Here is a 12,504-nt window from a genome sequence, read left to right as displayed (position 1 = left end):
ACCAGCACCAGAAGAAATAGCGGCCCATTCTACTCATTATGGCCTCCAACGCCAAATTGCTGGTGATACCAACGAGGCATTAATTGTTCCCTATAACCATTAATTTGCCAACTATCGCTGTAAAAATAAACACTTAATTGTCCTGACACCGAGGTATCACGCCAAATAATGTTATTTTTTTTGTAGCGCTTAGTCACTTTTCTGGCCGGAAGCTGCCATTGGTTATAGCGTGCAACAGAAGCAAAAGCCAATTCAGGCTTTACTGCCCGCAGAAAAGGTGGCGTAGAAGAGGTATTGCTCCCATGATGGGGAACTTGCAGTAATGTTGAAGCTAACTTAGCACGAGAATCTTTAATCAACTCTCTCTCACTGCGCATTTCAAGGTCACCAGTCAGTAATAAGCTGTGTTTGCCATCATCAACACGGATAACACACGAATCATCATTCTGAGCATTAGCAACCTGCACTCGCGGCCATAACACCTCGAAATTCAAACCTTGCCACTGCCATGTTACCCCTTGTTTGCAAGGCAATGTATTTACAACATCTTTTAAGGGAAAAGGAGCGCGAACCGTAGCCATGGGAAAAGCAGCCTGAATCTCTGCTAAACCTCCAGTATGATCCTGATGATCGTGACTGAGAATAATTTGCTCAACAGTGATATTTCGCCAGCGTAAATAAGGCAAAATCACCATAGATGCCATGCTGCCAGCTCCCCAGCGATTGCCTGTATCAAAGATGATGGCTTTCCCCTCTCGTTCAATTACCACCGCCAGACCATGTCCAATATCCAACATATCAACACGCCATTGGTATTCATCACGGCGCTGAGTCAATAATGCCATATTCACACAAAGCACCATGACCCCAATAGAATAATTACGCCACCATTCAAAACGCCATATAAGCATGGCTAGCCAACCGCTGAATCCTATAGCAACTGATGCTGTGCCAGTATAAAACCAGCCCATTCTCATCGGACTCAGCGGCAAGAGCACCGTAGCCAACGATATATCAGCCAACGACCAGAAAACCCCAGCGACCACGGGAAGTAGAGTAAAAGCCAGTGCCAACAAGACACAAGGGACAGTGATCAGGGAAACGAGAGGTACTGCCCACAGGTTTGCAGGTATCGAGAATAAACTGATGCCGTGAAACAACGTTATTTGCAACGGCATCAACAGTAACATCATACCTAATTGCAGATGGATCCCGCGAATAATCAGCCCCTGCCGATTCGTTTTAAAACGCGGGGAAAGCGGTACCCAATAAAACCAACATATCAAACTAAATACCGCCAAGCAGGAGAGCCAAAAACTGTCAGAAAGTATTGCGAGAGGATCACTGAGCAAGATTAGTGCCAATACCCATAACCATACTTGCCATGCACTACAGGAGACATTAAAAAGCCTAAGCAGCAACCATAGTGTTAGTGCCATAGCGGCTCTAACTGCCGGTGGATTCGCCCCCGCTAACCAAACGTAAATGACAGCAACAATCCAACCAGTTAATAGCGGGAACAGTGGCCCCACTCGACTGATGGGAAGTAAAAACTGAATCGCCCGAGCTAACATCCCACCAAATAACGCCGCCATAGCAATGTGTAAACCTGAAATCGCCATTAAATGGGCCGTACCGGTATCACGCAACAACGCCCAATACTGGGGTTCCAGTTGGCTTCTTTCACCAAAAGCCAGTGCCAGCAATATCTGCCGCTGTTTATAGGGTTCAAGTTGCCGTTCCACAACGCGAATGAATTGCTGGCGAACACTACAGGGCACATCAAGTAATTCGGCTCTAATGATTCGCCCCTGTAATGGGCGGCGATTCGCTATAGCCCAACGCTGGCTATCAAAACCGCCTTCGTTGAGCAAACTATGCACACCTCGCATTCGCAGCCAGAACTGCCATTGTTGTCCGGCACAGTAATCCAGGCCCTCTTGCCATTTAACGGTGACCTTAATAGTAGGAAATACTTTCTTCCCATTTACCTGCTGAATATCTAATAGAACTTTATTGCCTTCGGCCCAAACCAAATGTGAATTGCTTATTGTCCCGACGACATGCTGCTCTCCTTGAGTAAATTGCTCAATCTGCATCAACATTTTATCGCCGAGCCAACATCCCCAAACAAAACTCATCAGAGCCAATGTAAGACACTGACAATAGGTATTGCCGCTGACCCATAGTAGCGCGCCCAATACCAACAACACGGCAATAACCCTGGCACCTGGTAGTTGGGGTAGCAAAATAAGAGGTAAAAGACCCGCGATGACAGCAAGCGCGCAATGATCTGTTGATAAAGTGATAAGCAACCATCCATGTGTGGCTTTCGAATAGCCTCATTGCCATCCGCTCACTCGTGAGTAAGAAACTAATTCTCTATGTAGATTGGCTATAGGGCCAGTACCACTGGCAGGAGTTCAGAGCCGCTACGCGAACAGTTTTATTGAGTTGCAAAATCTGCAAAGGAAATGCGGGATGTCTCTAAAATAATCAGAAATATATTGATGGATAAGATATTTTGGCGGGGCGGGCGGTCAGGATTAAGAAATAAAACAAATAAAAACGGTGCCTCTAGGGCACCGTTTCAGATCAGCTTTATATCCTTTCACTAGAAGCAATAACTCCGAGTGTTTTGAACATACATAATAACGCGGTAAGCTGTAAACAACTTAACCGTAGATATTAGCGCGATCACGCAACTCTTTACCTGGCTTAAAATGTGGAACGTACTTACCTTCCAACTCAACTTTATCACCAGTTTTCGGGTTACGACCAACACGCGGAGCACGGTAGTGAAGAGAAAAACTGCCAAATCCGCGGATCTCAATGCGCTCACCTTCAGCTAGTGTTCCAGCCATATGTTCAAGCATTTCTTTCACTGCATCCTCAACGGCCTTAGCCGGAATATGAGAGTGCTGGCCAGCAAGTCTTTCAATAAGTTCAGACTTGGTCATATTACCTCCAAGCTTTGCAGCTAAACTACCGTATAGGGGCGAAAAGATCGCCCCCCGTTATTACTCGCCTTTTGCAGCTTTGAACGCTTCTGCCATTGCGCTAGAGAAGTTGCCTTCTTCTGGCTTGTTGTTCACTGTAGCAATAGCATCTTTCTCATCAGCTTCGTCTTTAGCACGAACAGACAGGCTGATTACGCGGTTTTTGCGGTCAACGCCAGTATATTTGGCTTCAACTTCATCACCGACGTTCAGAACCAGCGTCGCATCTTCAACGCGGTCGCGAGTTGCTTCAGAAGCACGCAGATAACCTTCTACGCCGCCTGCCAATTCAACTGTAGCACCTTTAGCGTCAACTGCAGTGACTTTACCAGTAACAATAGCACCTTTCTTGTTAACAGACAGGTAGTTATTGAACGGATCTTCAGCCAGTTGTTTCACGCCCAAGGAGATACGCTCACGTTCTGCGTCAACTTGCAGAACCACAGCTGCGATTTCGTCGCCTTTCTTGTATTCACGAACTGCTTCTTCGCCTGCAACGTTCCAGGAGATGTCAGATAGGTGAACCAGGCCGTCGATGCCGCCGTCCAAGCCGATGAAGATACCGAAGTCAGTGATAGACTTGATTTTACCTTCAACGCGGTCGTTTTTGTTGTGAGTTTCTGCAAACAGCTGCCATGGGTTAGATTTGCACTGTTTCAGGCCCAGAGAAATACGACGACGTTCTTCATCGATGTCCAGAACCATAACTTCCACTACGTCGCCAACGTTAACAACTTTAGACGGGTGAATGTTTTTGTTGGTCCAATCCATTTCTGAAACGTGTACCAGACCTTCAACGCCTTCTTCGATTTCTACGAAGCAACCGTAATCAGTCAGGTTAGTTACACGGCCAGTCAGCTTAGTGCTTTCTGGGTAACGTTTAGCGATAGCAACCCATGGATCTTCGCCCAGCTGTTTCAAGCCAAGGGATACACGAGTACGTTCGCGGTCGAATTTCAGAACTTTAACAGTGATTTCGTCGCCCACATTGACGATTTCGCTTGGGTGTTTAACACGTTTCCAAGCCATGTCAGTAATGTGCAGCAAGCCATCAACGCCACCCAGATCAACGAATGCACCGTAGTCAGTCAGGTTCTTAACGATACCCTTAACTTCCATGCCTTCTTGCAGGTTTTCCAGCAATTGATCACGCTCAGCGCTGTTCTCAGATTCGATAACTGCACGACGAGAAACAACCACGTTGTTGCGTTTCTGATCCAGCTTGATGACTTTGAACTCAAGCTCTTTGCCTTCCAGATGCAGAGTATCGCGAACTGGGCGCACATCAACCAGTGAACCAGGCAAGAACGCACGGATGCCGTTCAGTTCGACTGTAAAGCCGCCCTTCACTTTGCCGTTGATCACACCAGTAACGGTTGCAGCTTCTTCGTAAGCTTTTTCCAGCATCAGCCATGCTTCATGGCGCTTAGCTTTCTCACGGGACAGCAGAGTTTCACCGAAGCCGTCTTCAACAGCGTCCAGAGCCACGTCAACTTCGTCACCGACTTGAATTTCCAGTTCGCCTTGCGCGTTCTTGAACTGTTCTACTGGAATTGCTGACTCAGATTTCAGACCGGCGTCAACCAGTACGATATCTTTATCGATAGAAACAACAACACCACGGACGATAGAGCCCGGACGTGTTTCAATTGTTTTCAGGGATTCTTCAAAGAGTTGAGCAAAAGATTCTGTCATGTTTATAATCTTCAGGATTCTTAAGTTTAACGTCCATCTAGCATCCCGCCGGATGGGGTTGTTTCACATGCCTCGCCACACATCCTTGCAGCAAGGTTAAAGTGCTCATCAAAAATAATTTTATTTAAAAAATAAATCGTTGAGAGCTCAGAACTGACCGCATTGTCGTTATTTTTTTAACGGCAACACTAGAATTCGTTGGGCATAAGCCAGCGCCTGTTCGATCACCTGCTCGATGGACATACTGGTTGAATCCAGTACCAACGCATCTGCCGCAGGGACTAAAGGTGCAATAGCCCGATTACGATCGCGAGAGTCCCGCTCCTGTATCTCGGACAAAAGACGTTCAAAGTTAACATTAAACCCCTTTTCCTGCAACTGTAGCATACGCCTGTGTGCACGTTCTTGCGAACTTGCATCAAGAAATATTTTCACCGGGGCATCTGGGAACACCACTGTGCCCATGTCACGGCCATCTGCAATCAGGCCAGGCGGTTCACGAAAAGCCCGCTGGCGACGCAATAATGCTTCACGCACTCGAGGAAAAGCCGCCGCCTGAGATGCTGTATTCCCCACTGTTTCAGTGCGGATCTCATTACTGACGTCTTCACCTTCTAAAATGACTTTTAACTGCCCATTTTGCGAGACAAAACGAACATCGAGATGTGCGGCAAGTGGAACTAATGCCTCTTCGGTGCTGATATCGACCTGATGATGCAGTGCCGCCAAAGCTAACACACGGTATATCGCACCGGAATCCAGCAAACGCCAATCCAACGATTCGGCCAATGCTTTGCAAAGCGTACCTTTACCTGCACCACTTGGTCCATCAACGGTTATCACCGGGGCTGACGCCGTCATATCTCTCTCCTTTCGGTAGGCAAAACCTCTTGTCTACCCGGCAGGGCAAACACAGGAGCAGTATTATACGCTGCATCGGAGTGAACTGTTACCCTGCGGTAGTTTAGTTGCTGAAAATAAAACCATAAGCCGTGGCTGGAGTGTAGAAGAGATGGGAAAGATAGCCAGAAAAAATATTTATTCTTTATATATTAGCAGGCAAAAATCGGTGAAGTTTTGTGAGAAAATCGTCTGTTACAGAATAAAAAATGGGTACTCACTGGTACCCATCTCATGCTGATAAACCCGGTAAAGATTGATCAAGCCAATTGGCTCAACCGCGCTAATTGCTCGAAGTAATCTGGGAAAGTCTTCGCGGTACATTTAGGGTCAAGGATAGTGACCTGAGTGTCAGATAAAGCCACCAGCGAGAAACACATCGCCATACGGTGGTCATTATAAGTGCCTATTTCTGCCGCAATTAACTGTGCTGGAGGCACAACACGAATGTAATCCTGCCCCTCTTCCACTTGTGCGCCCACTTTTCTCAGTTCTGTCGCCATCGCGGATAAGCGGTCGGTTTCTTTCACTCGCCAGTTATAGATATTACGAATAGTCGTCGGGCCATCAGCAAACAGTGCGGTGGTGGCAATGGTCATTGCAGCATCAGGAATATGGTTCATATCCATATCAATTCCCTGCAATGTTCCCCGACTACACTCGATATAGTCATCACCCCAACTCACTTTAGCGCCCATTTTCTCCAGCACATCAGCAAATTTGGTATCGCCCTGCACACTTTTTTTACCAATACCGGTTACGCGCACTGTCCCGCCTTTAATCGCGGCGGCGGCAAGGAAATAAGAAGCAGAAGATGCATCGCCCTCAACCAGATAGGTACCTGGTGAATGATAAGTCTGCCCGCCTTTAATGTGGAAAACCTGATAGTTTTCATGCACAACATCTACACCAAAGGTTTTCATCAGATGCAGGGTAATGTCGATGTAAGGTTTAGATACCAACTCCCCTTGAATCTGAATGTCAGTATCTTGCTCCGCTAAGGGGGCCGTCATCAGGAGCGCTGTCAGGAATTGGCTGGAAACACTGCCATCTACGGTCAGTTTGCCACCACGGAAACCACCGCGTAAGCGCAGCGGCGGGTAATTTTCTTGCTCCAGATAATCAATCTGTGCCCCGCCCTGGCGCAACGCATCAACCAAATGACCAATGGGCCGCTCTTTCATGCGCGGTTCACCGGTTAATACGATGTCATTGCTCCCCAAACAAAGGGCCGCCGCTAGCGGACGCATAGCCGTTCCTGCATTGCCCAAGAACAATTCTACTGGTTGGTCAGCAACCAACTTGCCGCCCAGCCCATCAACTTCACAGCGTGTTCTGTCGGCAGAAAGACGGAATTTTACTCCCAATGCCTGTAGTGCATTGAGCATATGGCGGATGTCATCACTGTCTAACAAGTTATTCAGCTGGGTCGTCCCCTCAGCCAGCGCAGCCAGAAGAAGTGCACGGTTAGAAACACTTTTAGAACCGGGTAAGTTAACTGTGCCATTAATCAGGGCTATGGGGTGTAAAGTCAGGGATTCCAGCATGGGAAAAGCACTCTCCAGTCTTTGATGAACAACAGCCCCGCACAGGACGGGGCTGTTGTAATTACTTAATAAATAAAACTAAACAAACTCATATTTGCTCAGAGCAATCAACCATGACGGCGTTCAAAGTCAGCCATAAAATCGGTTAATGCTTTCACGCCTTCAATTGGCATTGCGTTATAGATAGAGGCGCGCATCCCGCCAGCAACACGGTGGCCTTTTAAGGCTTGCAGACCTTGGGCCTCTGCTTCACTCAAGAACAGTTTGTCCAGTGAAGGATCTCTCATTTGGAATGGCACATTCATCCAAGAGCGGTTGGCAATAGCAATCTGATTGCGGTAGAAGCCGGTTTTGTCGATAGCGCCATACAGTAGCTCAGCTTTCGCCTGATTACGTTTTTCCATTTCGCCCAAACCGCCCTGTTCTTTCAGCCATTTAAATACCAGACCGGACAGATACCAGGCAAAAGTTGGCGGGGTGTTGAACATTGAATCATTCTCTGCCAGCACCTTGTAATCAAGGATTGACGGCAGCTCAGTACGGGCTTTACCGAGCAAATCTTCGCGCACGATAACCACAGTCAGACCAGCCGGGCCAATATTCTTCTGGGCACCCGCATAAATCACACCATAACGGCTGACATCAATGGGGCGGGAGAGAATGGATGAAGAGTAATCCGCAACCACAACTTTACTGCCAAAATCAGGCTCTTCATTGATAGCCAACCCGTCAATGGTTTCATTCGGGCAGTAATGCACATAGGCGGCATTATCACTCAATTTCCATTGCTTCATCGGCTGAATACCGGTTCGGCCATCAACATCAGTTTTCACATCAATCACATTCGGCGTGCAGTATTTCTGAGCTTCATTGACCGCACTGTGCGCCCAATAGCCGCCGTCGATGTAATCGGCACTGTTATTGTCGCCGAGCAAATTCAGTGGCACAGCGGCGAACTGCGCGCGCGCGCCACCGTGGCAAAATAACACGTTATAATTGGCTGGGATCTGCATCAAATCGCGCAAATCTTTTTCAGCCTCTTCTGCGACCTGCATAAATTCTTTACTGCGGTGGCTGATTTCCATCACCGACGTGCCCAGACCATGCCAGTTACGCAATTCCTGTTCCGCACGACGTAAAACTTCAACCGGTAGCATTGCTGGACCAGCGCTAAAATTATAAACCTGTGTCATTTCCCCTCACCACACTCAACTGAGATTGCCATCATTATCCTGACTCGGTTTTATCATTCGAGTCCGCCTGCTGCAATGGTTATTCACTCACGAAGGCGAAACTCGCTCGCTCTGAAACAGCAGGTTGTGCGTCATCTTGTCATTTATTTGAAATTATTCACCAAAACTGGCCCAAGCATAACCTTGTTGCATGATAGATAACTCATTTTGCCCGCGGATGATGCAAAGCCTCAACCCAGTGGTGGTGGCCACAACATTGGCAAGTAGCCTGTGAATTATCAGAAAATGTCATAATCAGGCCACATTGGTTACAGGCGTATCCACCCGGTTTTTCTATCTTAATTAATGGGTTAATGCAGCATTTTGGCAATACAGGCAGGCCGGGTTTAACCTTTTCGGCACTGAAGAAAAAGACACTGATAGCCCCATTGACCTCCAGAATAGCTAGCCGTACCTGACCGAGATGCTCTACACCTTGTTGGCGCAACTCCATAAAAAATTCATCGTGCGTAATATTTTCCTGCTGCATGGTTTTCCAAACAAATACCCCGTCACTGATAATAATGAGTGGCTTCCCTTCCATCCATTGTTGGATTTTTTCACTGCGTGACATGAGGAAAGTGGCCAGTCGGTACAAAAGCATAATGCTGATGAATACCATAACCACTGGCAATATCGGCACATCTTCATAAAAAGTGACATCACCGGCGGCTGAGCCGAGAGTCAGAATGATAACCACCTCAAATAGCGACATCTGCCGTACACCACGGCGACCACTCAGCTTAAGAAATAAAAAGACCAATACAAAGGTCAATAAACACCGAACTCCCACTTCTGCTAAAAATTCGATAGGGAATTTATCCAGCGCCATCCGGTTGAAATCAAAGGTTTTCATTTATTGTTATCCTGCCGTCTAAAAAAGGGCAAAATGTTGCCGCGCACCTGTTAAAGGTAGCTGACTGAAGGTATTAGCATTTTTATTTCAGATTACAGGTAGTAAAGAGATACGGAGGCCGCAGCCCCCGTCAGAGTTTGACTAGATCAATAGGTGTGGAACAATTTTTGAATTTCTTGTGGTTTTTGCGTTTGGGTTAATGCTAATTGCAGCAATACCCGTGCCTTTTGTGGATTAAGTGAGCCAGAGGCAACAAAGCCATATTTAGTATCATCCACTTCAGCATCTTCAGTGGTCGAGCCGGTGGGTACACGGGATGAGCGCACCACGGCAACACCATTATGTGCTGCGGTTGCCAGGGTATCGAACACAGTGTGATAAAGGTTGCCGTTGCCCACACCGGCACTGACAATTCCTTTATATCCATCAGCAATCAATGCCTTAGCTGGCAAATCGGACGCATTAGCGTAGTTATAAATAATGCCCACTTTCGGTAACTCATTCAGCTTACTGATATCAAAAGCTGTCTGCCTTGGTACGGGCTGATGCAGATAATTCACTTTGCCATCATAGATATAACCCAGTGGGCCAGTATTAGGTGACTGGAAGGTTTGCACCGAGGTGGTATTGGTTTTCATCACATCACGGCCCGTCAAGACCTGATCATTCATGGCCACCAGCACCCCGCGTTTAGCCGAGTTGATATCACTGGCCACCACCACGGCATTGTAGAGATTCAGTGGGCCATCAGCGCCCAGAGCAGTCGCCGGGCGCATTGCCCCCACCATCACTACCGGCTTATCACAATTGACGGTTAAGTCGAGAAAATAAGCCGTTTCCTCCAATGTATCCGTCCCATGGGTAATGACGAATCCGTCGGTTTTGGCACAATCAGCATTAATTTTTTTTGCCAATTTCAACCAAACTTCATCATTCATATCCTGAGAGCCAATATTCACCACTTGCTCACCTTGAATATTGGCGAGTTTTTTCATTTCCGGCACGGCGTCGACCAAGGCATCCACGCCCAGTTTACCGGCAGTATAGTTTGATTTAGTGGCTGAATCGCCGCCACCGGCGATAGTTCCCCCGGTCGCCAACAAGGTGATATTGGGGAGAGCAAAGGCCGAACCACTGATCCCTGCTAAGATTCCGGCTAAGACAGTTAGCTTTATAGACTTCATATTATGACTCCATCATTTATGAGCTAGCGAATTATCCGGAATATCCATATCAAAACTGTGACATTTACTGCGCTTTAGGAATACATGGAGCTATTAACTAAAACCCCGTATGATTGCGCGTTTTTAGTACCGCCAAAAAGTGAAGCCAATGACCCAAACTTTTATTCCCGGCAAAGACGCCGCGCTGGAAGACTCCATCTCCCGCTTTCAGCAAAAACTGAGCGACCTCGGTTTTAATATTGAAGAAGCCTCTTGGCTGAATCCGGTTCCTCACGTTTGGTCGGTACATATCCGCGATCGTGACTGTCCGCTGTGCTTTACCAACGGCAAAGGCGCTAGCAAGAAAGCCGCATTGGCTTCGGCCTTGGGTGAATATTTCGAACGTTTATCCACTAACTATTTCTTTGCGGACTTCTATCTGGGCAAAGCCATTGCGGAAGGTGATTTTGTTCATTATCCGAATGAGAAATGGTTCCCCATTCCTGAAGATGATTTGTTGCCGGAAGGTATTCTGGATGAGCGCCTACTGGCGTTTTACGATCCAGAAAACGAGCTGGTTAGCAGTGATTTGGTGGATTTGCAGTCAGGTAATGCTACGCGCGGTATTTGCTCTCTGCCATTCACCCGCCAGTCAGATTTAGAAACCGTCTATATTCCGATGAATATTATCGGCAATCTGTATGTTTCAAACGGTATGTCTGCGGGGAATACCGCCAATGAAGCCCGCGTGCAAGCATTGTCTGAAGTGTTTGAACGTTCAGTAAAAAATCGCATTATCGCCGAATCTATCAGCTTGCCAGAAATCCCGGACGAAGTGTTAAACCGCTATCCGGGCGTAGTAGAAGCTATCGCCAAGCTGGAAGAGGAAGGTTTCCCGATCCTGTCTTACGATGCTTCTTTAGGCGGTGCTTATCCGGTCATTTGTGTGGTGCTGTTTAACCCATCCAACGGGACTTGTTTTGCTTCATTTGGCGCGCACCCAGATTTCGGTGTCGCCCTTGAACGTACCGTGACTGAGTTACTGCAAGGCCGTAGCCTCAAAGACTTGGATGTGTTTACCGCGCCAACCTTTGATGATGAAGAAGTGGCTGAGCACACCAATCTGGAAACACACTTTATCGATTCAAGCGGCTTAATCAGCTGGGATATGTTTAAACAACAAGCTGATTATCCTTTCGTGGATTGGAGCTTCAAAGGCACCACTGAAGAAGAATTCGCCACCTTGATGGCTATCTTCAAGCAAGAAGATGCTGAAGTGTATATCGCTGATTATGAACATTTAAGTGTCTATGCTTGCCGGATTCTGGTGCCAGGCTGGTCAGATATCTACCCTGCCGAAGATTTGCTGATGGCGAACAACACCATGGGCGTGCATCTGCGCAGCACTTTACTGGCCCTGCCGGACACTGATTGGCAGCCAACACAATATCTGGAACTCATTCAGACCTTGGATGATGAAGGTTTAGATGATTTCGCCCGAGTCCGTGAGCTGCTGGGTATTGCTTCCGGTAAAGATAACGGTTGGTACACACTGCGGGTGGGTGAGTTGAAATCTATGCTGGCCTTGGCGGGCGGTGATTTAGAGCAAGCCCTAATTTGGGTCGAGTGGACACAAGATTTCAACTCTTCTGTCTTCACCGCTAAACAGGCGAATTATTACCGTTGCCTGCAAACTCTGCTGTTGCTGACCCAAGAACCAGACCGTGATGCGGCTCAGTATTATGGCGCTTTTGTGAAGATGTATGGTCAAGAAGCTGTAGAGGCTGCATCAGCGGCTATCGCCGGTGAAGAGCGCTTTAATGGCCTGTTCAGTGTCGATGAAGATCTCAAAGCTCTGCCAGCACATCAAGCATTGTTGGGTGCTTATGCCAAATTGCAGGCGGCCAAACGCCGTTATTGGGCAAAAAGCGAGTAAGCCCCGCTGCCACACAGATTTTAGTTATTTTTCTGCCGGAGCTGATAAAGTCAACTGAAGGGGAAATGTGCCGAATGGGTCGTAGCGACGAAAGTCGCCGGAGCGCCCCTAGGTGCGGTAAACCCTTCACTCACTGAACTCTCAGCAACTTTGTCATTAATCTCAAGCGGCATTTC

General features: G+C 47.5%; 9 protein-coding genes. 1 reads left to right on the top strand and 8 read right to left on the bottom strand.

Annotation, left to right across the window (positions count from 1 at the left end; all coding sequences use genetic code 11):
* Positions 1-29: 29 nt before the first annotated feature.
* From FTA91_RS13590 to ansB, 8 genes are all read right to left on the bottom strand, one after another.
* Entirely contained in the window at positions 30-2,315 is a 2,286-nt protein-coding gene (locus FTA91_RS13590; RefSeq protein ID WP_050116365.1) for a ComEC family protein, read from the bottom strand.
* Between the two features lie 360 nt (positions 2,316-2,675).
* Positions 2,676-2,960: an integration host factor subunit beta gene (ihfB, locus tag FTA91_RS13585; RefSeq protein ID WP_032820038.1), complete on the bottom strand. Its 285-nt coding sequence runs from the start codon at positions 2,958-2,960 to the stop codon at positions 2,676-2,678.
* A gap of 60 nt (positions 2,961-3,020) precedes the next feature.
* The gene (gene rpsA / locus FTA91_RS13580; RefSeq protein WP_038632104.1) at positions 3,021-4,694 is read right to left on the bottom strand and encodes a 30S ribosomal protein S1; all 1,674 of its coding nucleotides are present in this window, start codon (positions 4,692-4,694) and stop codon (positions 3,021-3,023) included.
* A gap of 168 nt (positions 4,695-4,862) precedes the next feature.
* Complete coding sequence (gene cmk / locus FTA91_RS13575) at positions 4,863-5,555, bottom strand: (d)CMP kinase (RefSeq protein ID WP_050116366.1); 693 nt, start codon at positions 5,553-5,555, stop codon at positions 4,863-4,865.
* 299 nt (positions 5,556-5,854) lie between these two features.
* Positions 5,855-7,141 carry a 3-phosphoshikimate 1-carboxyvinyltransferase gene (gene aroA / locus FTA91_RS13570; protein ID WP_050116367.1) on the bottom strand — a complete coding sequence of 429 codons (1,287 nt, stop codon included), beginning with the start codon at positions 7,139-7,141 and terminating at the stop codon, positions 5,855-5,857.
* A 107-nt stretch (positions 7,142-7,248) separates the two neighbouring features.
* Entirely contained in the window at positions 7,249-8,334 is a 1,086-nt protein-coding gene (gene serC, locus FTA91_RS13565; protein ID WP_050116368.1) for a 3-phosphoserine/phosphohydroxythreonine transaminase, read from the bottom strand.
* A gap of 202 nt (positions 8,335-8,536) precedes the next feature.
* Positions 8,537-9,229, bottom strand: a complete 693-nt coding sequence (locus FTA91_RS13560) for a DUF421 domain-containing protein (protein WP_050116369.1) — start codon at positions 9,227-9,229, stop codon at positions 8,537-8,539.
* 146 nt (positions 9,230-9,375) lie between these two features.
* Positions 9,376-10,413: an L-asparaginase 2 gene (gene ansB, locus FTA91_RS13555; RefSeq protein ID WP_050116370.1), complete on the bottom strand. Its 1,038-nt coding sequence runs from the start codon at positions 10,411-10,413 to the stop codon at positions 9,376-9,378.
* Between the two features lie 148 nt (positions 10,414-10,561).
* On the opposite strand from ansB, the gene ycaO reads away from it, so the two are divergent.
* Positions 10,562-12,328, top strand: a complete 1,767-nt coding sequence (gene ycaO, locus FTA91_RS13550; protein ID WP_050116371.1) for a 30S ribosomal protein S12 methylthiotransferase accessory factor YcaO — start codon at positions 10,562-10,564, stop codon at positions 12,326-12,328.
* The last annotated feature ends 176 nt before the right edge of the window (positions 12,329-12,504 follow it).

Source organism: Yersinia thracica (genome assembly GCF_902170565.1).
Lineage (GTDB): Bacteria > Pseudomonadota > Gammaproteobacteria > Enterobacterales > Enterobacteriaceae > Yersinia > Yersinia thracica.
The sequence above is the reverse complement of the archived record's forward strand: the minus strand, read 5'-3'. Positions and strand labels throughout refer to the sequence as shown.